Origin of the sequence: Psychrobacter sp. TB20-MNA-CIBAN-0197 (genome assembly GCF_040309765.1) — a bacterium.
Taxonomy (GTDB): domain Bacteria; phylum Pseudomonadota; class Gammaproteobacteria; order Pseudomonadales; family Moraxellaceae; genus Psychrobacter; species Psychrobacter submarinus.
The window spans coordinates 18463-42913 of record NZ_JBEOPC010000019.1; the positions used below are offsets into that span (position 1 = coordinate 18463).

Here is a 24451-nt window from a genome sequence, read left to right on the forward strand (position 1 = left end):
TTTTATTTTAAAGCTCTAGGATTTTTCATGACCGACGCTTATCAAGTTAACAGTGATCAAAGCAGTACTGACCAAAGCAATAATGACCAAAGCAATAATGACCAAAGCAGTACCGTGACCTTGCAGCAGCTACTAGAAAACAGAGACGTCAGCAGTACTTTGGCACGTGAGCGTCTAGCACAACAATTAGCGGCCATTACCGATTTGAATGCTGTGCTGGATATTGCTTTTGCGCAATTGCGTTTAGATAGTCGGCAAGTGAGCGAAAACGATGCTTTTATCCTTTTAAAGAGCCAAACACCAAACTGTCAGCAGAGCCGTCGTTATTTGCAACAAGCAGCAAAGAGCGCGGCTTTTATCTTATCTGAGCTAGATCCCGAAGCCCTGCTTAGCGAAGCTAACGCGCCAGCCGATGCTAATATTCAGCTGAATGATAATAAATTAGCGGCTGAGCAGCCACTAACGAATCTGCCTTGTCCTGTAGTTTATGTACCTAATATCCGCGATTTTCTTGGTGACTTAGTGCAGCTGCGGCTGCAATATGCGCAGCCGGTAGTCTTGCCAACAGTCGCTGCGGTCACTGGTACCAATGGCAAGACCACGATCAGCCAACTGGTCGCCCAGCTTACGCAGTTAGCGGGCATGAGTAGCGCGGTGATGGGCACAGCAGGTAATGGTAAATTAGAGGCGTTGGTACAAGCCAGCCATACCACTGGCGATGCGCTAGCGGTGCAGCAGTTTTTGCAGCATATGGGCGCGCAGCAAGTCGAGCGCTTAGCGCTAGAGGCCAGCTCGCACGGTCTTGACCAGCAGCGTCTGCAAGGCGTGCCGATTAAAGTTGCTATTTATACCAATCTGTCGCGTGATCATTTAGATTATCATGCCGATATGGATGAGTATGTGGCGGCCAAAGCGAAGCTTCTTGATAAACAGCATTTCCCTAGTCTGACTCATGCCATTATCAATATCGATGATGAGCATACGCAAACTATGCTCGATACCGCGCAAGCGAGTGGGCTTAAAGTTTGGACTTATAGTCTAGACCCATCTATGAATGCCACCTTTAGCGCCGCTAGTATTGAGCCAAGCTTGCAAGGCGTGACGATAGCTATGCAGAGCGAATTTGGTAATATTGAGATGGTCAGTCCACTATTAGGGCGCTTCAATGTTGCCAATCTATTGGCGGCTATTGCAGCGGCGGTGGCGCTCGGGGTAGATATTGAGCGCATCAGCGACTTGGTGCCTAAGCTGCACGGCGCTGTCGGACGCATGCAGCGCGTGGCTTCAAATAATGGCTGCTTTATCGTCGATTATGCACATACGCCGGACGCGCTCAGTCAAGTATTGACAAGCCTTAAAGCGCACTGTGAAGGTCAGCTTTGGGCAGTGTTTGGCTGCGGCGGCGATCGTGATGCTGGCAAGCGCCCTATTATGGCGCAAGCGGGGCTAGCTGGCGCTGATCGGGTCATATTGACCGCCGATAATCCGCGTAGCGAAGACCCCAATATCATCTTACAAGATATGCAAGCCGGCATGACGGACGAGCAATATGAGCGCATTTATATCGAGCCTGCGCGGCAAAAGGCGATAGAGCACGCCGTCAAAAATGCAGCGGCCAATGATATCGTCGTGATCGCCGGCAAAGGCCATGAGACTTATCAGGAAATCAAAGGCGTGCGTTATGACTTCGATGACAGTGTTATCTTGCAGCAAGCACTCAAACAAGCAAAGCTTGCCTAGTCTAAATCATCTAGAGCACAAGCTTTCTTGAAACATAAACACAGACTATGAGCTACTAAGTCTCAGTCAAACATCTATAAAAGTAGTCGTTAATTATTAATATACAAGGTATTCACTATGACAGCTGACCACCATAATACTATTCAGTCGCAAGGACTGTATGTCTGGCAAGCAGATAACTTGCTGGCAGCGACAGCAGCGCTTAGTGGACATTGGCAACCAGCGCAGGAGAGCCAAGACAGTACCGAGCTGGAGGTGACGAGCAATCGTATCACTACAGATACGCGTACCATCCAAGCAGGGGATATATTCTTAGCTTTGAGTGGTGATAATTTTGATGGACATGATTATATTAACGTTGCGGCCTCTAAAGGCGCTATCGCTGCTATCGTCTCGCGTCCTATCTCAACAAGCATTGCGCAGTTAGTCGTTGATGACACCCGTCTGGCTTTGGGTCAGCTCGCTGCGTATCGTCGTCAGCAGCATCCCAATCTAACCGTTATTGCCATTACCGGCTCCAGTGGTAAGACGACCTGTAAAGAGATGCTCGGTAGTATCTTTGGTCGCCTAGCGCCCACATTGATCACCCGTGGTAATCTCAATAATGATTTAGGCGTACCCATGATGCTGCTTGAGCTGTCTGATCATCATCGTTACGCCGTATTAGAATTGGGCGCCAATCATATCGGCGAGATCGCTTATACCACTGAGATTGTCCGTCCTGATGTGGCCTGTATTCTCAATATCGGTACGGCGCATTTAGGCGAGTTTGGTAGCCGTGAAGGTATCTGCCAAACCAAATCTGAGATTTACCACACCTTGACAGATAACCAGTTTGCGATTGTGCCGGACAAAGATGACTTCACCAATCAGCTGCGCCGTACTGCTGAAAAAAACACCGCAAAAGTAATCGGTTTTGGCAATACCGACGTCAGTGCGAGCCACTTAGACGTTGAGCCTGAGCGCAGCGAGTTTAAATTACATATCGGCACGCAGGTAAAAGATATCTGTCTGCCGCTCGCCGGTGAGCATAATGTCAATAACGCGCTAGCGGCAGCGGCTTGCGCTTATGCGTTAGCGATCGATGTTGAAGATATTGTCATCGGTTTAGAAAACGCCCGTCCAGCCAAAGGCCGTCTCAACAGTCAAATACTAGGCAATCATCGCTTGATTGATGATACTTATAATGCCAATCCGCACGCTGTACGCGCCGCTGCCAAAGTCTTAGCGGCGCAAACCGGTACGCAAGTTATGGTACTTGGCGATATCGGTGAGCTAGGCGACGCTGCAGTTAGCGAGCATCAAAGCTTAGGCCGTACTATTGCTGCTATCGGCATTAATGTACTGCTTTGCGTTGGGGAGTACGCTCGGTATACGGTGGCCGGAGCCGAAGAGATCGGCGGTATTACCGCGCATGATTTTGAGGATAAAGACAGATTATTACAGTATCTCCAGCAGTATCTACAAGCGCAGCAAGCACATCCTTGCACTGTGTTATTCAAAGGGTCTCGTTTTATGGAAATGGAAACCCTCATCAATGCGCTAATCAAGGAGTAAGCGGTGTTAGTTTGGTTTTTTGAATGGCTCAGCCAGTATTATTCGCCGTTTTCTGCGGTATCCTCTTTGACGCTGCGCGCACTATTAGCGGTCATTACCGCTTTAGGGTTTAGTCTGCTCCTAGGCCGGCGGGTGATTCGTCATCTGCGTACTCTTCGCTATGGACAGGCCATTCGTGATGATGGTCCGCAGTCGCATTTGGCCAAGACAGGTACGCCAACGATGGGCGGGGTGCTTATCCTCACCTCTATTGGCGTGGCGAGTCTGTTGTGGGCGCGCTTAGATAACCCTTACGTTTGGATTTTGCTCGTGGTGATGGTTATCTTTGGCGCGGTCGGTTGGGCTGACGACTGGTTGAAGATTAAATACAAAGATCCTAAAGGGCTGATTGCGCGTAAGAAGTACTTTTGGCTATCAGTCGGTGCTATCTTTGTCGGGGTCTCTTTATACTATATTGCGACCCTGCAACCTGATACTGCTACGACGCGAATGATGCAGGATCTGCTGCTGCCAGTATTTAAGGACTGGTACATTCCGTTTTCTGCAGTGCCGTTTGGCATTGCCTTTATTATCTTTACTTACTTTGTGATTAACGGTGCTTCTAACGCGGTTAACTTAACCGACGGTTTAGATGGTCTGGCGATACTGCCAGTAGTGTTGGTCGCTGCAGGCCTTGGCGCGATGGCTTATGTCTCAGGTGATGTGCGCTTCTCAGAGTACTTACACGTGCCTTATATACCTTATAATTCAGAGGTCATTATCGTCTGCGGGGCGATGGTCGGCGCAGGACTCGGGTTTTTGTGGTTCAACGCTCATCCCGCGCAAGTGTTTATGGGTGATGTTGGCGCGTTAGCACTGGGCGCGATGCTCGGTACGATCGCGGTGATGACCCGCCAAGAGATTGCCTTTGCCATTATGGGCGGCTTATTTGTCGCCGAAGCGATATCGGTGATATTGCAAGTTGGCTCTTATAAGCTACGCAAAAAACGCATCTTTCGTATGGCGCCGCTGCATCATCATTTCGAAGAGATCGGCTGGAAAGAGACACAGGTAGTAGCCAGATTTTGGATTATTGCTATTGTGCTCGTGGTGCTAGGGTTGATGACGTTAAAACTGCGTTAAATGCTTGCTTGATTAGGTTCAATACTTCTGATTACTCAGCCAAAAAGCCACTCTAGATCATTTTAGAGTGGCTTTTTTATCGCTTATCGGCAGTGATTTTTGCTAAGATGCTGATGTTAAACTATTGAGTAAATTTAGAAGAGGTTAAGAGACTGGTGTCGCTATTTATATGTCCTATTTGCCAATCACCGCTAGTACCAGCAGCTGATACTTGGCGCTGTGATGGCAGCTTAAACGCTAAAAACACTTGCCATCCTTTTGATGTAGCACGGCAAGGCTATGTCAACTTACTGCCTGTACAGCAAAAAAAGTCCAAAGCGCCTGGCGACAGTAGCGACTCTATCCTTGCTCGGAAGCGGTTTTTGGCTGCCGATTATTATCAGCCGTTACAAGATCTGCTCTGTGAGCAGATACAAAGCATCTTGCCGCAAGACGGCGCAAGAAAAAATAAAGAGTCTGTGACGTGGTTAGATATTGGCTGCGGCGAGGGGTATTACACTGAAGCCATTGCGCAAACCAAGGGCATTGATCGCTTGATCGCCGCCGATATTAGCAAGCCTGCCGTGTTAGAAGTGGCCAAAGCGAGCAAAGCGGCTAAGCGCTTATGGCTAGAGGCTGATAAGCTGGATGACAGCAAAGCGACTATTTATCCTATCGTCACAAGCGCCGCCCATCTTCCGCTAAGTAATAATAGCTTGATGGGTATCAGTAGTATTTTTAGCCCGATATTGCCTACAGCTTTTAATGATGTCTTGCAGCAGGGCGGCTATGTAGTGATAGCTAAGCCCGATATCAGCCATTTAGCTAGCGTGCGCGAGGCGCTATTTGATGAAGTACGTGAGCATAACTCAGATAAGTTTTTGACTGAGCTTGCGCCTTTTTTTGATTTATTAGAGACCCATAAAGTCAGCACTGAGCTGAGCTTGTCTGAGCAAGCATTAGCGGATTTATTAACCATGACCCCTTATGCTTATCGTGCCCAGCCAGATAAACGGCGAGCGCTCATGGCAAAAGCGGCAGCGGCGAACTTTAACACGGAAGCCAGATTTGTGGTTTATATTCTAAAAAAACGGCCGTTATAGCCTATTATAGTCGATTCTAAATAAAATAGAGACATATAAGCGGGTGTTTTGACACTGTTTTGAGAATATGTCTGATCAAGCTAAGGTCTGTTTAGCTCTTTAGAGTCGACTATACCGTATTTTATGCCGCTCAATATATCAAAACGTAAGCTAAAGACTGTGTTTAACTTGTGTTTAACATTATCAATACTACATTTGAGACAGGCATTAAAAAACGCAGCCAGCTTTTGAGCGACTGCGATTTCTTCGATTAGATTTTGAGAGTTAGACTTTTTTAATTAAGCCTAGCGTTTGCCTCATTGGTTCATATGACCCTCTTGATTCATGTGGCCTTTGTTTATCATATGGCCATCTTGATTCATATGACCTCGTTTCATCATATGACCGCCTTGTTTCATATGCTGCGCGCGCATTGTCGCAAGTTTCTGGCGTTGTTCTGGGGTTAATATATTCATCATGGCTTCACGGTTTTGCATATGATTACCACGATTATTCTGTCTAAGCGCTTGAATTTGCGCTTTTTGATTGGTGCTTAAATTTAGCTCAGCCATCATATTACTCATCATAGTGTTCATGCCGCTGTGCATATGCTGACCACCATTATTATGCTGCATTTGCTGCATATTGTTATGAGGCATAGTGTTATTAGCATTCGTATTGGCACAAGCGCTAATCGCTGTAAGGCTTGAGAGTGCAAGAGTGGCATTTAGTAATAACTTTTTCATAAAAGCTCCTTATTTTATAAGGAAATTTATATTATATGTTAACATAATTTATTTATAATGAAAGTATCTATAGTGTAAAGTATACTGCCGACGCTACTATGTATAAGACTTTATTAAAGGGAGTCAGCATTTTAGAGTTATATTTTATTGATAGATTAAGTGACGATCTCATTATTAATGGCTTTCGCCCAGCGCCGACTCTTGTTATGATAGCGATTACAAAGCTCATGCGCCTGCGTCAAATAAGCGACATTGCCGCAGTACATACAAGCGTAGTGATAGTCAGGCTGAACTTGCTGCACGGCTTGATAGGGTTTAGGAAATAGCGGCAGACCATAACGGATATCATCGAGCGGATAGAGCACGAGACTGAAATTGCCATTGACCTCTAACAGACCGATACGCACTTGCCGTAAGTGCTCAACGCCTTGTCGGCGCATCTCAGAGAAAAACTCATCGTGCGACATTTTACCTTCTTTTATTTTTTCTAGTACCAAGCGGCCATTTTCGACGATATAAACGGGTTTTCCTTCTAATAGATATTCAAAAGGCTGATACTTCATCATAAACCAAGTGCATAACCGATACAGGCCGATGACTACGCTCATGATGATCACCGCTTGAATAATGGGCAGATCCTCAGTGAACATCGGATCGCCTGCGATCGAGCCAAGTGACAAATAAGCCCAAAACCATAACGGTCGCAAAAACGCCCCAAGTAGCGAGAGTGACAGCCGGTTTAAGTCCGACTCGAAACGACTGAAAGGAAGTGCGCAGGCCGCCATCAAGCAAGATACAGGCTAAGGCAGCTTGACCGATAAAGTTGGCAATATTGTATTGTGAGAACTCAATACCCAGCAGACCTTCTTCACCTGCGAGCATGCCCACTATTAAGAATAGCAGCAACAAAGGTACGCCTAAACGCGCTGATAAGGTGCTCGCCATAATGCTAGCGAAAATCAGTAATGCCCCTACTAAATATAGGACGTTTAAAGTATCCACTTTTTATATCCTAATACTCGCCCAATAGCCAACCGCTCACAAAAGCAAAATACTCGCGAAACCAAGCGTTATAGCGGATAGATAGAGGTGTGGGGCTGGCGACGGTAATGGGCTGGGTATAGCCTTGATGGCGCGCAATAGCGGCTGAGCGTATAGTATGAAAATCGCTAGTAACGATAGCAATAGGTGCTTTGATACTGATTCCTTGTGCGGCAAGGAGTGCTTTTGAGTTCGCCAAGTTCTCCTCAGTGCTGGTGCTTTTGTCTTCTTGCCATACACTATCTAGTGCAATCTGGTGCGCCTCATTTAAGTAGCTGGCCATAATATCAGCCTCGCTACGATCGCGCCCGAAGCCAACGCCGCCACTAGTGATAGCGATGGCTGCTGGCTGAGCAATAATAATCGGCGCGGCGCTATCTAAACGACTCGCCAGTGTCGGGGTAGGTTTGCCATCGACCGTACCTGAGCCCAAAACGATAATCGCTGCGAGATCTGGTAGCGGCTGACGGCTGAGCTCAATTTGCTGCTGTAGCGAGATGATAAACACCGCGAAGCTGACTAACCAAACGCTGAATAACCCCCATAGCGCGTACCAACCACGCTTAAGTAAAGGCCTGCGCTTAATGAATCTTTGTATGCGTGGCCACGACAGTCCATGCGCGACAAATATCAGCCCAATCATCAAGGGGACAGTAGTGCCGAAGTTGATCTTGCCTACCGCTATTAGCGCGGCGCAGTCAACAATAATCACCGCGCCTGCCACGGTTAAAATAATACGAGTTAGCGTTAATAAAGGCTTTCGCATAGTAAGTATTGACTCGTGATAGTAGGGTAAAACTGGCAAACAAAACCCACCGGTTAAGTGGGCTCTGATTTTATAATAGGCTATAGGCTAGCGACTAGTAAAGGTGATGGTTTTATGACTACCGATATCGACAGGTTGGCTAATCGCGACTTTACTCGCTAGGATATCGCCTTGTGCGTTGATTTTGTAGCACTCTGTAGAGCTGCCATTAGCATCATTATTGAGCAGTAGGTTCTCTGAGGTCTCTATACACAGCCAAGCTTGGGTTTTACTCTCGCGCGTCAGTGACCAGCTTTGTTTATAGCTGCCGACTTTTTTGCGCATACTGCTATCACTATAGACGTTTTCAGTGATCAGCTGACTGCTGTCGCCAATGCTTGCCAGCTTGGGAATGGGTGCAGTCTGCTTAGATAGCGAGTATCTACCACTAGTGTCTGTAAAACCGTGAAACTCTAGTGGATTTGTCGTGAAGTAGTTGGTAGCGACCGATTGATTAGTGATTTGATCGAAGCGCTTAGTAATCGTGCCAATATCAGCCGCTTGTACGCTTTTATTATTAAAAACCGTAGCGCCTTTGGGAGTGACGTTGATGTCAGCGACGATCGTTTGCTCATCGACTTTGGCGTATAGTCTTTCGCTACGCGGCTGGGTGTAGATGTTAAGAAAAGCGGTCTCGATAGGGTACTGAGTGACGACGTTATCATTATCGTCACCCATGCCATGCATCGGCGCGTTGATGGTCACACAAGCGCTTAAACTCAGTCCTGCTAGTCCTGCTACTACTAAATTTTTCATGATTCATCCTTGCTATTGTTTTGCGTTAATGTGCAGTCGATATCGACCGCCAATAGCTACTATAAACGAGTTTTATAGCAGCTGCGTCTGACATTCGTTATTCGCCGCGCTATAGCTATAAGATTATCATTACTAGCGTTATAGTGATGACTAAATAGTTAGGGCGTGTTGAACATTCGACCTTGGCACTCACCGCGACGCTCACTCTGGTCGGGCCTATTTTGCTTGGCGCGTACATTTACGTGGTCTATTTATGGGTGATACTACGGCAAATTGAAGGCGCAGACGGACATATCGGCTATGATATGATATTCCATGGCATCCGGCGCATTTATTTCCCATCTATGAAGGGCCAGTCTATCACGACTTTCATCATGCCAAATTCAAAGGCAACTACGCGGGGTTTTTACCGTATTTGGATAAGTATCTAGGTAGAACTCATATTCCAGATTATCTGAATTATCTCAAACAAAAGAAAAAGGGCCTGAAGCCCGTTGAGATTGAGGGAAGTGCGAAGGAAGCAAAGCGGCAGGCAAAACTGCTTAAACGGCAGGCGCGGAGTGGTTAATGTTTAAAAAATTAACACCCCGTCTGGTATAAGCGCAAGTGGCATAAGTACAAGATTGTAAATATGTCAGGCAGGGTCAGCAGTAACAAAAAAGCAGAAGCTAATATAAAAGTAAGAGCGCTTAAGAGATTACGTTATATCGCAACAAGACAACGATCGTAGCAGCACTGATCAACACGCTGAGAAAGATATAGAATAAAACATTATTACTGACTAATTTCTTTTCGACGTCAGAATAGCCTAGACTATCAAAAGTAATAACTTCCTTATCGAGGGCAGAGTAGTCCAAGTTTTTCATAGAGTCGACAAAACTCTCAACAAACCAGTGCGGCCAGTGCTTTGGCTTAAAGGGGGAAATGCCATTCATACGAGTTTGATTCGAAAATCTCGCCCAGTTACTATCGCCTAAATTAAGGCTGTGCATACGCCAGTCAGTGAAGCTATAACCGCTTATCTTCTCGGTGAGGACCACATCGACGTCCTTGTGATTGGGGTCTTGGAAAATCCGCTGCATAAGGGAGAAGATGCTTTTTTTACTACCTTCCAAAAATTGCAAAAAGCTCTCATCGTCATTGCATAAAAACCCCATAATACGGTTATTTTTATTAAAATTCTCTGAGTGCTTTTGAATATGCTCAAAGACAGAACTCTCATTGGTATTTATCGTGCTCACGTATACCAATCTGATAAGGGTATCTGCAGGCGTCTTCTTCATTGACTCTTCTAGCATATCGTGAGTTGTTATAGTTATAGCGATACGCCTTGCTCCTTAGTTTATAATCTTACTTTCATTAAACACAATGTTTTTTATTGTACATTGTTACTGAATACTTATTCCGTTCTAGCGTATATAAAATAAAGTAAATCGTCCATATTTTAGTCATTTTACTATCAAAATCAACTAGTTTGTTAGCAACAAAGAGATAAAAGAGATAGTCTTGTGCATTAGCTGACGACTGGTATGCAATAGGTTCAGCATAAAGCACTACGTTTTTCATGACATCATGGCTACAATAAACTTAACCCAACACACGCTATATCTGATATGAAAGGCAAAAGACACGCCTTACGCCGTTAAACAGCTAGTAGATGATAAATCCGTATACCGATTGATACCTGCATCAAGATATCAAAGCTGAGCGGCAGATCGTTCTGAGAGTGAGGCTTCGCACTTAGGTTTATTGGCTTGTCTATCTAAAAGAGGCCTATAAAGAATTTTATAAATCAATATTCGAACAGCGGATAGTGTTAAGCACAGTAGGATGGCTTAAGACCCTTCACCACAATAGTTAATCTCAAGGAAGAGAGATGTCAGCAACCAAAGAAGAGATCATCGCTTTTATACAATCAGAGTCTCCAAACTCTAGATATAAGATTGAGTCCGTAGGGGATAGCAAAGCCACTTTGTCACTCGATGTCGGCACGGACGAACTACGACCTGGCGGCACCGTCTCTGGTCCTGTACTAATGAGTATCGCGGATATCGCGATTTATATTGCAATATTGGGTAAAATCGGTATCGTACCCTTGGCAGTGACCACTAGCTTGACGATTAACTTCTTGCGTCGACCCTCAGCAGATAGGAGTATCGTCGCCGAGTGTAGCTTGATAAAAGTCGGACGCGCACTAGTCGTAGGCGAAGTGTCGCTCTATTCCAAAGGCTCTGAGGATATGGTCGCTCACGTGGTAGGGACTTACTCTATACCGCCTAAGCGTAACTAACTCTATCCCGTCTAAACGTGACTAAGCGTACGTAAATAAGCGTGACAAAGCGCCCTTATAACCGGCTTTATGGCCGAAAATTTTTAGAAGGGTTCTAAAGGGTAGAATAGAAAACAGAAGAGATGTGCTTGATAGGAATAAATGGCGGTGACGGAGGGATTCGAACCCTCGATACGCTATGAACGTATACACACTTTCCAGGCGTGCGGTTTCAGCCACTCACCCACGTCACCAATTTTAGACGGCTAAGTATAACGGATACGATTGCTATTGTCACGGTTTGCGCTTTATCTTTCTTTATTAATTAGTGCCTGCTAGGATAGCGCATCTGTGATGACAGCAGCAGTAATTACACCGGCGAAAGGTACAAAATAACGTGATGAGTTTTGCAGTAGTAGATAGTAGGGCGTTAAGCCGTGTTAGACATAGCATAATGGCTCGCGCAGCAGCGATGATAACGGTAGGGCTACTCGCAATAGCGCCAGCCTATGCTGATGACTTAAGCCAGTGTAATGAGTCGTTTTATGGCGGGGTTTATCCGGAGTTTATCAATGATAAGCTTAGCGCCAACACCCAAGCATTATGTATGGATGGCTTTGCAGTCATGTACTCAGGGGTGACGCGTACGCCGTTATGGTCTGCAGAACATCTGACTCGCGCGCGTCTCAATCAAGCCAAAACGATAGATCGTGAAGACAGCTTTCATGAAGAGAGCCGTTTGCCAGAATCTGCTCGAGCGTCATTGGAGGATTATTCAGGCTCAGGCTATGATAGAGGGCATCTAGCGCCCAATGCCGATATGGCCACGCGCTCGCAGCAATACGACAGCTTCAGTCTGGCTAATATCGCGCCGCAATCGCCGCGCAATAATCGCTACATTTGGCGCAGCATCGAGTCGGCGACGCGCTATCTGACGCAGCAATACGGCGAAGTTTATATCGTAACCGGGGTCGCTTTTACGAATAAAAAGACCAAGCGTCTAAATAGGCAAGTGCTCGTACCGAGTCATTTTTTTAAGGCGGTTTATATACCCGCTATCGACCAAGCCGGTGTCTACTACGCGCCTAACGATGAGTCCGAACGCATTGAGGTGATTAGCCTTGATGAGCTTAGCGAGCAGATAGGAGTCGAGGTGCTACCGGTGTTAGATAGCGCGGTCAAGCGGCAAGCTTTGGCTTTACCCCTAAAAGCGGGGGAGAAGATAGACGCGCCTACTGCGCCTAGCGAGGAGCCACTATGGCTGATATTCGTCTTAGCTTTAGTGGAATGGCTATTGACGCAGCTACAAGCATAAAGACGCTATAGAGTCTAAAAATAACAATCTAAGATATCGCTGAATAAACAAGTCTATCAACGGTTTTTATTGCGAATTATTACTAATACTTGGAGTAGCTTATGATTGAACCTTTTGCAAATAATCATCAAAGTATGCAGATTGGTGAATTGGTTATCGAAAACCAACAAGATAAGATTATTATCTACGGTGATTTGGATTTGTATTTAACGAAAGCTGGATTTGCACAAGCAAAGCAGCTACACGAGCTTACTACTAAGATATTGGCGCAGTTTGAGAAAACTGATCAATACACAAAAATGGATGAAGTGTCAAAATCAAATGATGACTGGTCAGATGATAATATTGATAATCCGTTTTTGTAACTATTTGATATAGTTACGAATTACAGAAAGAAATCTTTATGAAAAATTACTAGGCAAAACGTTTTTTTTGCTTATAATGTAATCAGACAGCGCTTGTACTGTTTCGATAAAGATGATTCTTCGTCATTATCGATCTAGGTAGATAGAAAAGATAGCTCACAGAATGAACTTCTTTTTTACTTACTATAGATATATGCAGCTTTGGATATAGACAGTTCTAGTCGTAGAGGTTTTTTAAGGACAAGCGCAATATACGCAGTTTATTGCACAATCATTGAAGGGAGTCGATCTATGAAATTATTTACAAAAACCGCTTTAGCAGCTGCTGGTATTAGTATGGCGACTATGGCGTTTGCCGCTGACCCATTGCATAATACCACTTGGCAGACTTACGATGACGGCAAGCCTAAAGGCACAGTCAAAATCACTGAGTCAAATGGCGTATTGACTGGTAAGCTTATCGATACCAACTCAGCTAAAGGCAAAAAGCACGTCGGTATGACTATTATTTCTGGTCTAAAAGCTGATGGCGGTGGTAAATATAGCGGTGGTACGATTACTGATCCAGAAAAAGGTAAAGATTATCGTATGACAGCAAGCTTGAATGGTAATTCTTTGAAACTAAAAGGTTACATCGGGCCATTCTCACGCAGTCAAACATGGAAAAAGAAATAAGTCGATCAAGTAGTTTTTTATCAGATCTGTACTTAATAGATAAAATCCCGCACTACCGAAAGGTACTGCGGGATTTTTTATGTTTTACATTTTATTGTGTCAGTAAGGGGAGGTTACCCAATAAAATAATAAACGCTGACACTACATAAAGTAGTATCAGCGCATCGAGTAGGATTAAACCTGTCTGCTAGATCTTATCTGACAAATTCAGGATAAGCTTCCATACCACATTCTGCAATATCTGCCCCTTCATATTCCTCCTCTTCAGAGATACGGATACCGATGACAGCTTTGATGATGACCCAAACGATGAAGCTTGCAACAAATACCCAAGCAAAGATGGTCGCAGCGCCTGCAATCTGACCGATAAAGGTAGATGCTGGGTTCGTAATTGGCACAATGAGTAAGCCAAATAGACCGACCACACCATGAACCGAGATAGCACCAACAGGATCGTCAATTTTGATTTTGTCTAATGCCAAAATAGATAGCACCACGATGACACCAGCCACAACGCCAAAGAGTGTCGCTTGTAGGGCAGAGGGTGTTGATGGCTCTGCAGTAATAGCGACCAGACCGGCTAGGGCACCATTGAGTAGCATTGTAAGATCGGCTTTGCCAAAGATAATACGTGCGATGATTAAAGCGCCCACAGCACCGCCAGCAGCAGCAGCATTGGTATTCAAAAAGACCATGGCAACAGAGTTGGCACTAGCGATGTCACCAAGTTTGAGTACTGAGCCACCGTTAAAGCCAAACCAGCCCATCCATAGGATGAATGTACCAAGTGCCGCTAGTGGAAGATTGGCGCCAGGAATCGCACGTATCTCACCTTTAGGACCGTATTTACCTTTACGGGGTCCTAGTAGTAATACACCTGCTAGAGCAGCAGCAGCGCCCGCCATGTGTACGATACCAGAGCCTGCAAAATCAGAGAAACCCATATCGCCTAGATTGAACAGTCCAAAGACATCGTTACCGCCCCAAGTCCAACTGCCTTCTAATGGATAGATAAAGCCCGTCATGACAACAGCAAATAATAGGAAAGCCCATAACTTCATACGTTCAGCAACGGCACCTGAAACGATGGACATACAGGTTGCTACAAAGACAACTTGAAAGAAAAAGTCCGAGGCTGCAGAGTAGACAGAGTCGCCACCAAAGCCATTTTCGGCAGAGGCTGCTAGTGCGTCTTCTACTAAGGTATCGCCGCCTGCAATTCCGCTCAAGAACAGATCGCCACCATACATAATAGCGTAGCCGCATACCATGTACATGATGCTCGCCGTTGCAAATAGCGCGACATTCTTAGTTAAGATTTCGACCGTGTTTTTTGATCTGACCAATCCGGCCTCTAGCATAGTGAAGCCGGCGGCCATCCACATGACCAGCGCCCCACAGATCAAAAAATAAAACGTATCGAGCGCATACTGGAGCTCAAAGATTTGACTTTCCATTTAAATTCCCCTTGAATTGACAATGCAGCTATCGGGCGTGCCGATAATTAAGGCTTTTACTGTTGCTTGCACCAGTAGTGGGCAAGTACGGTTTTACTACTACCGCTTTATACTTTAGATCGCATTAGGACCGGTCTCGCCAGTACGAATACGAATAACTTGCTCTAAGCTGGTGACAAATATTTTGCCGTCGCCAATCTTGCCAGTGCTTGCGATACGAGTGATGGCTTCGATAGCTGGCTCGACCATCTCATCGATGACGGCGACTTCTACTTTTACTTTTGGCAAAAAATCCACCACATATTCTGCACCACGATACAGCTCAGTGTGTCCTTTTTGACGTCCAAAACCTTTGACCTCAGTGACAGTCACACCTTTGACACCGATGTCAGAGAGCGCTTCACGTACATCGTCAAGCTTGAATGGTTTTAGAACCGCAGTGATTAACTTCATAAGTGTTATCCTTACATGAGTGAGGCTACAAAGAGGACGCTATCTGGACGTATTCGCTGTATTACTCCTCTTTTGCGCTTACTAGTAGTCATTCAAGAACTGTGCCAAACCCACTCAAGGGGGAGGTAGGTTTGGGGTCTTAAACGGCTGTAGCGCATTATAAACAAAGGGTTACACAATACGACCAGGCGATTTATCAATGTAGCACTGGCTTAAAAAGAGCTTTATTATAACTAACTTATAAGCCTTCGGGGAGACGATACCCAGCTGAGTTACCAAAACATCATATAGAGCAGGCAATAGCGAGTATCAGAGGGCTGTAGCTAAGTCTTCGGAAGATAAAATAGCGCTTACCCCATAAAATCAGTAAGCGCTGTATAACAGAAGATTGTGCCCAGAGTATAAATAATAGGATGTGAATAAGCAGACGAGCTAGATAGGAGAGTCAGCTATAACAGATTATAGCTTAGGAAAGAGCAGATACGGTGTTTTGGTACTGACGAGCAGTTTTTTGGTATCACTGCCTTGTAATATCTCGCGCAGACGCGATTGTCCGAAAGCGCCGCTCATTAGCATGCCAATATCATGCTCGTTTTGATAATAAGTAAGGGCAGCGCTGACATCACGGCAATCTAGCAGAGCTTTTTTGGTATTAATTCCCGCTTGCTTGAGACGCGCATAAGCTTCTCGCAGGGCATCACAGTTGTCATTGTTGTTTTTACCGACCATGACGATATGAATGGTTAAAGCGCGCACTAAAGGCGTTTTGCACAGCCAATCGAGCATCCGGTGAGTAGTAACGCAATTATCAAAAGCAAAGAGGGCGGTAGTAGGGGTCAAAAATGGTGCATGAGTCACCAAAATGGGGCAATGACTCAGTCGCACGAGCTGACTTAGGGTAGTTTTACAAGTCACGTTATGACCGATGACAATCAGTTGCGACTTTTCATCCACGTAGTCGATACTGTCGCTGAGGTTTTCGTGGCGATGTAAGGTGTAGACAGGGCGCTTATATTGATGCTCATCGCAGTACGCCTTAGCTTGATGTAGCAGCAGTCTGCCTTGCGCCTTGAGCTCAAAGTTGCTTAAATGCTCATGGCTAGTGAATTGGTCTAGCAGGTGACTCTCGTCATTGATATTTAGGCAGCCAGAATAGTTCACCGCCGTTTTTTGCTGCATGCTTGGCACAGAGTGGAGCAAGCCAATCGGTGCTTGCAAGCGATTGGCGGCCCACATACTCGCGTCCAATACTGATTGCACGTGATCGGGACAATCTAGACAAGCAATGACACTATCTGGTTTTAAATTACTCATAAAATGGCCACATCGTTCTCATAATAAAAATCAGCCACCCAGTTTAGGATTAAGGCATCACCTGCATGCTCAATAACTGCTGCGGCTGTCTAATCATTCATTGACTCACAAAACCTTATGTTGCATCAGCCTTATAAGAGGTGAGTCTTACAAGGTATATAAAGCTGCTTAATCTAACAGGCCAATATCTCGGCGATCGTGAATAGAGAAGCGGTCAATCAGGGTTCGACTGGCATTGTTTAGTCCAACTACTTTGACATCAATACCCTCGCGTTGCAAGCGCATGACCAGCTTATCAAGCGTATCGACAGCGCTGACATCCCAAAAGTGCGCTTGGCTGACATCGATATGAATGGTATCTAAAGCCTCTTTGGTATCGAAGCTGTTCAGAAATTGCGTGGTCGAGGCAAAAAACACTTGCCCTTGCACATAATAATAGCGCGTATTGGTACTATCGTCATAATCGCTATATATGGTCAAGAACTGGCCAATCTTATTGGCAAAGGCTAAGGCGGATAGTAGTACGCCAACCCCGACGCCATAAGCAAGGTTGTGAGTGATGACGGTCGTCAATACTGTCGCTAGCATCACAATGTTAAATGACATAGGGTGCGTTTTAAACTCACGAATAGACTGCCAGTTAAAGGTACCGATAGAGACCATAATCATCACTGCCACGAGCGCTGCCATTGGGATTTGACTGACCCATTCGCTCAAGAACACCACCAGAATCAGTAGCACCACGCCCGCTATCAAAGTCGATAAACGAGTACGGCCACCAGATTTTACGTTGATCATCGATTGACCGATCATCGCACAGCCCGCCATACCACCAAAAAAACCAGAAACGACGTTAGCGATACCTTGACCGCGGCACTCTTTATTCTTATCACTTGGCGTATCGGTAAGCTCATCAACGATGGTGGCGGTCATCATCGACTCAAGCAGACCGACGATAGCCAAAGCGATGGAGTAGGGGGCGATGATAAGTAGCGTCTCAAGATTGAGCGGAATATCTGGCAATAAGAATACCGGCAATGAGTCAGGCAGATCACCCATACTACCGACATTACGAATGTCTAGGTTCATATACATCGCAACCGCTGTCAGACCGACGATACAGATCAGCGGAGAAGGGATAACGCGGCCAATCTTCGGAATGAGCGGAAACAGATAAATGATCGCAAGGCCTACCGCCGTCATAATATAGACGGTCATACCGACCCGCTCCGTCATCGGATTAAGCTCAGGGAGCTGGGCGGCGAAGATCAAAATCGCGAGCGCATTGACAAAGCCTATCACCACTGAGCGCGAGACAAAGCGCATGAGATTGCCAAGCTTTAAGATACCCATCACTACCTGAATACCGCCGCATAGCAAAGTCGCTGCTAGCAGATATTGCAGCCCGTGATCGGCGACGAGATCGACCATGACTAACGCCATCGCACCGGTGGCCGCTGAGATCATACCTGGACGTCCGCCAACGAAGCTTATGACCACAGCGATACAAAAGGAGGCGTACAAACCTACTTTTGGATCCACGCCGGCGATAATAGAGAAAGCGATGGCTTCTGGAATCAAAGCGAGGGCGACGACAAGTCCTGACAAGATATCGCCGCGAACATTAGAAAACCACTCATCACGTAAGTTATCAACAAAAGATATCATAAGTAAGCTGCATACAATAAAAGACAAAAAGGAAGTCGCTGATCGTGGGCCTATTATCTATTGATAATAGTCACTGACAAGAGAGCTAAGGCGTGGCTTAACAGACTGCGTCTGTCAAACAGTATGGCACTTGCACAGCAGCAAAAGCCAATAACGAGTAGAAGTATAATAAGGTTTAATGATGGTGCTCAATCTTAATATATGAGACTGTCAGCTCACTGGCACGATACCAAAACGGTAACGCTCATTTGACAAAAATGATAATAGAGGCAAAGGTATGCCGCTAGTGACAACATGCTAAACTAATAAAAAGCTAAGTATTTAGCCCTTAGTTATTAACACATAGCACATGGCCATTCGCCAGTAGCGATAAAAACATGGGCATAATAGCACAAAGTGGCAAAAAAGCAGTACCGAAATATCGACGTTACCGTTATCATGCTTATACTTATCGTTCAAAATGACGTGACCGCTCTCATCACTGAGCAACGTTTTCAGAGCGCCTCCATAGTTTAAGAGAAGGAAAGTATATGTCGATCTCTGCGGCACCAGCGACATTGATTCATAAAGGCAGTGGCCTACAAGTCGTCGTCGGCTTAGGGCAGTCCGGATTATCAGTAGCGCATTATCTTACCGAGCAAGGCTACCGAGTTGCCGTCACTGATAATAACTCTACGCCAGTCTTGGCTGAGCAGCTACCAGCTGCGGTTGAGATTCGTCAATTTGGCGGGATTGATAGCGAGTTATTGCTGCAGGCGGCGCGTATTATCATCAGTCCTGGTATTTCTTTGGCAACTGAGGCCGTAGCGCAAGCACGGCAAGCGAATATCCCTGTCGTCAGTGACATTCAGCTGTTTTGTGAAGCGTGTAGTGCACCGATAGTCGCTATCACCGGCTCCAATGCCAAAAGCACCGTTACTACCTTAGTGGGACAGATGGCAGGTGATGCTGGTGTACAAGTAGGCGTCGGCGGCAATATCGGCGTGCCGGCGTTAAACCTATTAGCCAATAAAGAGATGGAGCTAGCGGTTCTTGAGCTATCAAGCTTTCAGTTAGAGACCGTTACTAACCTAGGCGCGCAAGTAGCGACTGTACTCAATATGTCGCCGGATCATCTAGACCGTCATGGCGATATGCTCGGCTATCATCAGGCCAAGCACCGTATCTTTCAAGGCGCAAAGTCAGTAGTCGTCAACCGTGAAGACGCGCTGACTCGGCCTTTAGTCGCAGACAACTTGCCTCGTATTAGCGTCGGCATTCATGCTCCTGATAAAGGCCAGTATGGTTTGATCACTGATCCTGATGGGCAAATTTATTTGGCTCGCGGTACCGAGCGTCTATTATCTGCTGATAAACTACCGGTCAAGGGCCGTCATAACTTACTCAATGCCCAAGCCGCGCTCGCTTTAGGGGAGCTGGCAGGACTGCCTTTAGAGAGTATGCTCGCCACATTACAGCAGTTTACGGGGCTTGATCATCGGTGCCAGTTTGTAGCTTCAGTGACTGATATCGACTACTTCAATGACTCAAAGGGTACTAATATTGGCTCGACTATGGCAGCGGTTGAAGGCCTAGGAGCCGTTTATGCCCCAAAAGATGGTAAGCTGCTACTAATATTAGGCGGTCAAGCAAAAGGCCAGCAGTTTGGTGAGTTGACGCCGCTTATCAATCAATATGTCAGCCAAGTCCTCATCATCGGTGAAGATGCCAAACTTATCGAGCAGCACCTGCGCGATACTGAGCTTAGCGATGATGTCAGATTGCATCAATGCCAGACGTTAGATCAGGCTTTTACTTGCGTTCAGCAAGTGACGGATAGTAGCTTATCGCAGGTACAAGCGGTACTGTTATCGCCAGCTTGTGCCAGCTTCGATCAGTTCAGTGGTTATGCTGAGCGCGGTGAGCGTTTTAGTCAGCTCGTACAGCAGCTCATGACGTCAGATACTGCCGATAGCTAAATGGTCTCTTACTCTTATAAGTGATGGATATTATTGGTTATTTATTCTATAGTTTATAATAAAACTGGCATAAGTTATTTTTTAGATTTTGATGGTGGTGTTCGCTGAACGCCGTACTTTTTGTTTGTTAGTATATTTGAATATTATGGCGCTCTCCTTCTTTTCTCGCTCAAACTCCAGCTCTTATGCCAAAACCGGTAGCGATGGCGTGTTGTCCCTACCTTCAGCTCGCGCTATTTTGATAGCTAGCGTGGGCTGCATGATGGTGCTAAGTTTGCTGATGGTTGCTTCTGCTTCTATACCCTTTGCGCTCAGTCGCGGGATGACAGAGCTCTATTTTTTCAACAACCAACTGCTCTATATGTGCATTGGCTTATTTTTGGCGTTTTTACCTTATAAGTTTGTACCACTTAAGATGTTGTACCAGACGGGTACGCAGTTCTTTTTATTGATGGTGACAGCGCTATTATTAGTCATCACGTTATTTGGTACGCCAATTAATGGCTCCAAGCGTTGGCTGAGTTTAGGAGGTTTTAATTTTCAGGTTGCTGAGCTTGCCAAGCTAGTTGTTATTGTCTTTGTCGCTGACTTTGTGGTGCGCCGCTCGTTTGAGGTGCGTAATGGTTGGGATGGTTTTCTGCGTATATCACTAGTGATTGGCCTGCTGACTTTTTTACTGTTATTGCAGCCAGACTTTGGCTCACTAGTAGTCATCGTCGGGACGGTATTTGCGATATTTTATATAGCCGGCGCGCCCTATAAGCAGTTTATAGCGTTAGGGGCGGTGGTGAGTGTACTTGGGGTATTGGCAGTAACTTTGGTTCAATATCGATTGACGCGAGCTTTGTCGTTCTTAGATCCTTTCGATGATATCCAAGATACTGATTATCAGCTGGCGCGCAGTTTGATCGCCTTTGGCCGTGGTCAGTTTACCGGAGTCGGTTACGGTGAGAGCGTACAGAAGCTTTCGCACTTACCAGAAGCGCATACCGACTTCTTATTGGCGATTACTGGCGAGGAGTTGGGGTTTGTCGGCGTGACGTTGATACTGCTGCTCGAAGCCTTGATCATCGGTAGCGCTATGCGCATTAGTTATAACGCGCTCAAACGTCGGCAGATGCGCATGAGTTATACCGCTTTTGGTATCGGTATTATCTTTATTGCTCAGACGATTATTAATGCCGCGATGAATATGGGGGCAATGCCGACCAAAGGACTAACTATGCCTTTCTTTAGCTATGGCGGCTCCTCGATGCTGATTAGCTTAGTGATGGTCGCGCTGCTGCTTAAAATATATAAAGAGAGCCCTGAGATCGAGAAGAGCCAATGTCGTCATTATTAGCAGCTAGCGCTTAAAGAGTAGCCAATTGCTGTTTGTTTTGTAGTGGGGTATTGTCCCATTGGTCAATAGCTTGTTTTAGCATACGCTCTGGCGTGTCCAAATCAACGGGCTGTTGTTGCAATAATTTGAGAGCTTGCGCGATAAGTGCGCTTGGATCACGTGTATCGATAGGCTGAGCTAGGTTTTGTTTAGAGAGTTTTTGTCCATTGGTATGGCAGATCAGGGGCAAATGATACCAGTAGCTAACAGTCGGCAAGCCTGCCATTTGTAATAAGCTGATTTGCGCGGTAGTCATTGGCAAAATATCTAGACCGCGCATGATGTGAGTGATACCTTGTAAGCCATCATCGATACTCGCGGCCAAAATATAATTAATCATGCCATCTTGCCGACGGACCACCATATCGCCCAAAGTCTGTTGCGGATTATCCCACTGCATCCCTTGAATACCATCCATAAAACCAATGGCATAATCTGGAAGCTGCAAGCGTAGCTTATGCTCCTTTTTATCTAAGACATCATTAATACAGCAGCGCGGATAACGTTGCTGGTTGGGGGATGAACCACTAACCTTTTTTCTATTATCCCAATATCTGGCTAAGCTTTTACGTGAGCATTGGCAGCCATAAGTTAAAGGGGCTAGCACCGTCTGTAAGTAGTCGTTATAGATGTCGATGCGCTCAGATTGATGGATAATATCACCATCCCAGTATAGACCAAGCGTTTCTAGGTCTATTAATATCTGTTCGGTGAACTGCCGATCACAGCGCTCAGTATCCGTATCTTCTATGCGCAGTAGCCATTTTCCGCCCAAGGATTTGATATGACAGTAGCTGGCTAGCGCTGTCGTCAAAGAGCCTAAATGTAACTCACCAGTAGGAGAGGGGGCAAAACGACCTATGGGCAAATCTGTTGTATAAGGCCTTGATGATAAAGAAGGATGAGTAACCGTTGTCAAAATAAAGCACTACCAAAGTGAGAGAAGGGCTATAGCATAACTAAACTGACGGATAAAATATATTGATTTTCAGTAGCGTACTATTAGAGGCAAATGACAGGTAGAGACAAATGACGGGCAAAATAAAGCGAGCGACTCTATCAAGAGCGCTCGCTTTGAGAAGGTATAGATATCAGTAAGGGAGTGTTATTGACCCTGGTTTTGACGCTCTTTCATCTCCGATAAGGTTTTGCAATCGATACATTGCGTCGCGGTTGGACGCGCTTCCAAGCGGCGTAGGCCAATCTCCACTCCGCAAGTCTCACAGAATCCATAGTCGTCATTTTCAATATCAGCCATCGACTTATCGATCTTGCGAATCAGTTTACGCTCACGGTCACGAGTACGCAATGCTAAGGCGAACTCTTCTTCTTGAGTTGCTCTGTCGTTGATATCTGGCATGGCGCTCGACTCGTCTTGGATATAAGTCTTAGTGCGGTCAGCCTCACCGATTAGCTGGTTTTTCCAGTCCAGTAAGATTGCTTTAAAATGTTCAAGCTGCGCATCAGACATATATTCTTCGTCTTTGGCAGGAACATAAGGGGTAAATTTTACTTCAGCTGGAGACGTCGTTGAAGTGCTCATAAGGGTATCCTATTTTTCCAAATTAATTCAACAAAACGATGTTGCAAAAGACAAGACTTCAAAAACTCTCTATCGCCCTGCGACTTGTCCTTTTTAGAACGTTTCACCACGGGGTACGCCAATCATAGGATAGATAAACCTAACATCAATGTGATGCCATACGTTATCAATCGCTAATATTAACCTAATAATGATAACTTTCTTTATCATTATTATACTAACCAACGTCCACTGTCACTATTATTCATTATGCCACTAAAAACTGGCTACCAAGTATCTAGTCTTTTGACCCAGCTTGCAAGATTGCCATTGTTGGCTAATTGCAACCAGCGATAGCCGGCATGTGCTTGTTTATCATAGCTAAAGTCATCCTCATAAGGCATAAACTGATAGCAAGTCGATGGTGTCGAGTAGACTGTGACCCCGTTACGATGACGGACTTGCTCTTGATGCGTATGACCACTGACAATGACCTTTAAGTGCGCATAAGGGGCTAGACGCTGCCAAAAATAATCGGCGTTTTCTATCATGTGTGCATCTATCCACTCAGAGTACATCGGCATCACATGATGGTGTACAGCTAATAAGGCCGGCTTATCACAAGTCGCAAGCTGCGCACATAGCCAATCCATATCCGCCTCAGTCACCGCACCTCCAATCTGGCCAGGGATAGATGAGTCTAGCAGTAACAGCTGCCAAGCGTCCGTCTCAATCACATGCCGGCTCAGTAGCCGCGGATCCATAGCACAAGCGGTCAGCTTACGTTGCTCAAAGGGCAGGTCGTGACACGACTCGTCGGTGACATCATGATTACCTGCAATACAAGCAAAAGGTATCTGCGTGCTATGAAGTACCTCAAAAATATGGTCGTAAGTCACGCTATCAACCTTACTGACTAAGTCGCCGGTGACGAGTATCAAATCACAGCGAATATCTTCAGCAAGCGCTTGAGCAAGATTGGCTTCAAAGCAATGTCGACAGTTGGGTTTTTCATCGCTATGGTCTTCAGCGTTATCTGTACTAGCGGGTGATAATAAATGCATATCGGTAATTTGTAGAACATTTAACTGCCCATCTGGAGCATGAACTCGGTAAGTAGGGTAGCTCAGCATGAGTAAGGTCTCTTAGGCCATAGTAGATGATAATCCTAAACGCTCTGATAACCTTAATACTTCCTAGTCGTCTATCAGTCATTTAATGATTAGCTATCTGCCTGTTTATAGCA

General features: G+C 45.6%; 22 protein-coding genes, 1 tRNA gene and 2 pseudogenes. 11 read left to right on the forward strand and 14 right to left on the reverse strand.

All coding sequences use genetic code 11. The features are described 5' to 3' along the window. Positions 1-27 precede the first annotated feature (27 nt). The 4 genes from AAEY83_RS07640 (at position 28) to AAEY83_RS07655 (ending at position 5501) form a co-directional block, all read left to right on the forward strand. Positions 28-1740: a UDP-N-acetylmuramoyl-L-alanyl-D-glutamate--2,6-diaminopimelate ligase gene (locus AAEY83_RS07640; protein ID WP_025646770.1), complete on the forward strand. Its 1713-nt coding sequence runs from the start codon at positions 28-30 to the stop codon at positions 1738-1740. A gap of 117 nt (positions 1741-1857) precedes the next feature. Then, positions 1858-3297, forward strand: coding sequence for a UDP-N-acetylmuramoyl-tripeptide--D-alanyl-D-alanine ligase (locus AAEY83_RS07645; RefSeq protein WP_025646769.1), 1440 nt, complete (start codon positions 1858-1860; stop codon positions 3295-3297). A gap of 3 nt (positions 3298-3300) precedes the next feature. Beyond that, positions 3301-4419 carry a phospho-N-acetylmuramoyl-pentapeptide-transferase gene (gene mraY, locus AAEY83_RS07650; RefSeq protein WP_025646768.1) on the forward strand — a complete coding sequence of 373 codons (1119 nt, stop codon included), beginning with the start codon at positions 3301-3303 and terminating at the stop codon, positions 4417-4419. Positions 4420-4574: 155 nt separating this feature from the next. Then, positions 4575-5501, forward strand: a complete 927-nt coding sequence (locus AAEY83_RS07655; protein WP_025646767.1) for a putative RNA methyltransferase — start codon at positions 4575-4577, stop codon at positions 5499-5501. A 296-nt stretch (positions 5502-5797) separates the two neighbouring features. Here AAEY83_RS07655 and AAEY83_RS07660 read toward each other — a convergent pair whose 3' ends face one another. The 5 genes and pseudogenes from AAEY83_RS07660 to AAEY83_RS07680 all read right to left on the reverse strand — a co-directional run bounded on the left by AAEY83_RS07660 (position 5798) and on the right by AAEY83_RS07680 (position 8828). Beyond that, on the reverse strand, positions 5798-6226 hold the full coding sequence (locus tag AAEY83_RS07660) for a hypothetical protein (protein WP_025646766.1): 429 nt from the start codon (positions 6224-6226) through the stop codon (positions 5798-5800). A 155-nt stretch (positions 6227-6381) separates the two neighbouring features. Then, positions 6382-6906: pseudogene (locus tag AAEY83_RS07665) on the reverse strand (DUF421 domain-containing protein); the annotation flags it as partial. Continuing rightward, a pseudogene (locus AAEY83_RS07670) lies at positions 6893-7228 on the reverse strand (cation:proton antiporter domain-containing protein); the annotation flags it as partial. The pseudogenes AAEY83_RS07665 and AAEY83_RS07670, both read right to left, overlap by 14 nt. A gap of 10 nt (positions 7229-7238) precedes the next feature. After that, positions 7239-8033, reverse strand: a complete 795-nt coding sequence (locus tag AAEY83_RS07675; protein WP_025646763.1) for a YdcF family protein — start codon at positions 8031-8033, stop codon at positions 7239-7241. Between the two features lie 87 nt (positions 8034-8120). Continuing rightward, positions 8121-8828 carry a hypothetical protein gene (locus AAEY83_RS07680; protein WP_025646762.1) on the reverse strand — a complete coding sequence of 236 codons (708 nt, stop codon included), beginning with the start codon at positions 8826-8828 and terminating at the stop codon, positions 8121-8123. Between the two features lie 182 nt (positions 8829-9010). On the opposite strand from AAEY83_RS07680, the gene AAEY83_RS07685 reads away from it, so the two are divergent. Next, positions 9011-9259 (forward strand): hypothetical protein, encoded by a 249-nt coding sequence (locus AAEY83_RS07685; protein WP_156923988.1) that lies wholly within the window; start codon positions 9011-9013, stop codon positions 9257-9259. 258 nt (positions 9260-9517) lie between these two features. On the opposite strand, the gene AAEY83_RS07690 is transcribed toward AAEY83_RS07685, so the two are convergent. Beyond that, a complete protein-coding gene (locus AAEY83_RS07690; RefSeq protein WP_198013368.1) occupies positions 9518-10111 on the reverse strand; it encodes a BLUF domain-containing protein in 594 nt (197 codons plus the stop codon). Positions 10112-10704: 593 nt separating this feature from the next. Here AAEY83_RS07690 and AAEY83_RS07695 point away from each other — a divergent pair. Beyond that, entirely contained in the window at positions 10705-11118 is a 414-nt protein-coding gene (locus tag AAEY83_RS07695) for a PaaI family thioesterase (RefSeq protein WP_025646760.1), read from the forward strand. 142 nt (positions 11119-11260) lie between these two features. On the opposite strand, the gene AAEY83_RS07700 is transcribed toward AAEY83_RS07695, so the two are convergent. Then, a tRNA-Ser gene (locus AAEY83_RS07700) sits at positions 11261-11351 on the reverse strand. Between the two features lie 200 nt (positions 11352-11551). On the opposite strand from AAEY83_RS07700, the gene AAEY83_RS07705 reads away from it, so the two are divergent. From AAEY83_RS07705 to AAEY83_RS07715, 3 genes are all read left to right on the forward strand, one after another. Continuing rightward, a complete protein-coding gene (locus AAEY83_RS07705; RefSeq protein ID WP_025646759.1) occupies positions 11552-12412 on the forward strand; it encodes a DNA/RNA non-specific endonuclease in 861 nt (286 codons plus the stop codon). A gap of 101 nt (positions 12413-12513) precedes the next feature. Then, positions 12514-12777, forward strand: coding sequence for a hypothetical protein (locus AAEY83_RS07710; RefSeq protein WP_025646758.1), 264 nt, complete (start codon positions 12514-12516; stop codon positions 12775-12777). A gap of 291 nt (positions 12778-13068) precedes the next feature. Then, the gene (locus tag AAEY83_RS07715) at positions 13069-13452 is read left to right on the forward strand and encodes a DUF2147 domain-containing protein (RefSeq protein WP_025646757.1); all 384 of its coding nucleotides are present in this window, start codon (positions 13069-13071) and stop codon (positions 13450-13452) included. Between the two features lie 194 nt (positions 13453-13646). On the opposite strand, the gene AAEY83_RS07720 is transcribed toward AAEY83_RS07715, so the two are convergent. From AAEY83_RS07720 to AAEY83_RS07735, 4 genes are all read right to left on the reverse strand, one after another. After that, complete coding sequence (locus AAEY83_RS07720) at positions 13647-14909, reverse strand: ammonium transporter AmtB (RefSeq protein ID WP_025646756.1); 1263 nt, start codon at positions 14907-14909, stop codon at positions 13647-13649. Between the two features lie 114 nt (positions 14910-15023). Then, positions 15024-15362 carry a P-II family nitrogen regulator gene (locus tag AAEY83_RS07725; RefSeq protein ID WP_025646755.1) on the reverse strand — a complete coding sequence of 113 codons (339 nt, stop codon included), beginning with the start codon at positions 15360-15362 and terminating at the stop codon, positions 15024-15026. Between the two features lie 459 nt (positions 15363-15821). Beyond that, positions 15822-16676, reverse strand: a complete 855-nt coding sequence (locus AAEY83_RS07730) for a universal stress protein (RefSeq protein WP_025646754.1) — start codon at positions 16674-16676, stop codon at positions 15822-15824. 168 nt (positions 16677-16844) lie between these two features. Next, positions 16845-18344 (reverse strand): SulP family inorganic anion transporter, encoded by a 1500-nt coding sequence (locus AAEY83_RS07735; RefSeq protein WP_025646753.1) that lies wholly within the window; start codon positions 18342-18344, stop codon positions 16845-16847. 530 nt (positions 18345-18874) lie between these two features. On the opposite strand from AAEY83_RS07735, the gene murD reads away from it, so the two are divergent. Together murD and ftsW are read left to right on the forward strand one after the other, a co-directional pair. Further along, positions 18875-20302: a UDP-N-acetylmuramoyl-L-alanine--D-glutamate ligase gene (gene murD / locus AAEY83_RS07740; protein WP_025646752.1), complete on the forward strand. Its 1428-nt coding sequence runs from the start codon at positions 18875-18877 to the stop codon at positions 20300-20302. Between the two features lie 145 nt (positions 20303-20447). Then, positions 20448-21644: a putative lipid II flippase FtsW gene (gene ftsW, locus AAEY83_RS07745; protein WP_025646751.1), complete on the forward strand. Its 1197-nt coding sequence runs from the start codon at positions 20448-20450 to the stop codon at positions 21642-21644. A gap of 10 nt (positions 21645-21654) precedes the next feature. Here ftsW and gluQRS read toward each other — a convergent pair whose 3' ends face one another. The 3 genes from gluQRS to AAEY83_RS07760 all read right to left on the reverse strand — a co-directional run bounded on the left by gluQRS (position 21655) and on the right by AAEY83_RS07760 (position 24338). Then, complete coding sequence (gene gluQRS, locus AAEY83_RS07750) at positions 21655-22605, reverse strand: tRNA glutamyl-Q(34) synthetase GluQRS (protein ID WP_084212656.1); 951 nt, start codon at positions 22603-22605, stop codon at positions 21655-21657. A gap of 183 nt (positions 22606-22788) precedes the next feature. Beyond that, positions 22789-23226, reverse strand: coding sequence for an RNA polymerase-binding protein DksA (dksA, locus tag AAEY83_RS07755; RefSeq protein ID WP_025646749.1), 438 nt, complete (start codon positions 23224-23226; stop codon positions 22789-22791). 266 nt (positions 23227-23492) lie between these two features. Further along, complete coding sequence (locus AAEY83_RS07760) at positions 23493-24338, reverse strand: metallophosphoesterase (protein WP_025646748.1); 846 nt, start codon at positions 24336-24338, stop codon at positions 23493-23495. Between the last annotated feature and the right edge of the window lie 113 nt (positions 24339-24451).

What these genes read in the sequence shown, in the direction of transcription:
- AAEY83_RS07715 (WP_025646757.1), top strand. Translation starts at nt 13,069, where the DNA reads ATGAAATTATTTACAAAAACCGCTTTAGCAGCTGCTGGTATTAGTATG.
- AAEY83_RS07645 (WP_025646769.1), top strand. Translation starts at nt 1,858, where the DNA reads ATGACAGCTGACCACCATAATACTATTCAGTCGCAAGGACTGTATGTC.
- AAEY83_RS07675 (WP_025646763.1), bottom strand. Translation starts at nt 8,033, where the DNA reads ATGCGAAAGCCTTTATTAACGCTAACTCGTATTATTTTAACCGTGGCA.
- AAEY83_RS07735 (WP_025646753.1), bottom strand. Translation starts at nt 18,344, where the DNA reads ATGATATCTTTTGTTGATAACTTACGTGATGAGTGGTTTTCTAATGTT.
- AAEY83_RS07640 (WP_025646770.1), top strand. Translation starts at nt 28, where the DNA reads ATGACCGACGCTTATCAAGTTAACAGTGATCAAAGCAGTACTGACCAA.
- AAEY83_RS07680 (WP_025646762.1), bottom strand. Translation starts at nt 8,828, where the DNA reads ATGAAAAATTTAGTAGTAGCAGGACTAGCAGGACTGAGTTTAAGCGCT.
- murD (WP_025646752.1), top strand. Translation starts at nt 18,875, where the DNA reads ATGTCGATCTCTGCGGCACCAGCGACATTGATTCATAAAGGCAGTGGC.
- AAEY83_RS07725 (WP_025646755.1), bottom strand. Translation starts at nt 15,362, where the DNA reads ATGAAGTTAATCACTGCGGTTCTAAAACCATTCAAGCTTGACGATGTA.
- AAEY83_RS07695 (WP_025646760.1), top strand. Translation starts at nt 10,705, where the DNA reads ATGTCAGCAACCAAAGAAGAGATCATCGCTTTTATACAATCAGAGTCT.
- AAEY83_RS07760 (WP_025646748.1), bottom strand. Translation starts at nt 24,338, where the DNA reads ATGCTGAGCTACCCTACTTACCGAGTTCATGCTCCAGATGGGCAGTTA.
- AAEY83_RS07720 (WP_025646756.1), bottom strand. Translation starts at nt 14,909, where the DNA reads ATGGAAAGTCAAATCTTTGAGCTCCAGTATGCGCTCGATACGTTTTAT.
- AAEY83_RS07660 (WP_025646766.1), bottom strand. Translation starts at nt 6,226, where the DNA reads ATGAAAAAGTTATTACTAAATGCCACTCTTGCACTCTCAAGCCTTACA.
- AAEY83_RS07705 (WP_025646759.1), top strand. Translation starts at nt 11,552, where the DNA reads ATGGCTCGCGCAGCAGCGATGATAACGGTAGGGCTACTCGCAATAGCG.
- dksA (WP_025646749.1), bottom strand. Translation starts at nt 23,226, where the DNA reads ATGAGCACTTCAACGACGTCTCCAGCTGAAGTAAAATTTACCCCTTAT.
- ftsW (WP_025646751.1), top strand. Translation starts at nt 20,448, where the DNA reads ATGGCGCTCTCCTTCTTTTCTCGCTCAAACTCCAGCTCTTATGCCAAA.
- AAEY83_RS07730 (WP_025646754.1), bottom strand. Translation starts at nt 16,676, where the DNA reads ATGAGTAATTTAAAACCAGATAGTGTCATTGCTTGTCTAGATTGTCCC.
- AAEY83_RS07690 (WP_198013368.1), bottom strand. Translation starts at nt 10,111, where the DNA reads ATGAAGAAGACGCCTGCAGATACCCTTATCAGATTGGTATACGTGAGC.
- AAEY83_RS07710 (WP_025646758.1), top strand. Translation starts at nt 12,514, where the DNA reads ATGATTGAACCTTTTGCAAATAATCATCAAAGTATGCAGATTGGTGAA.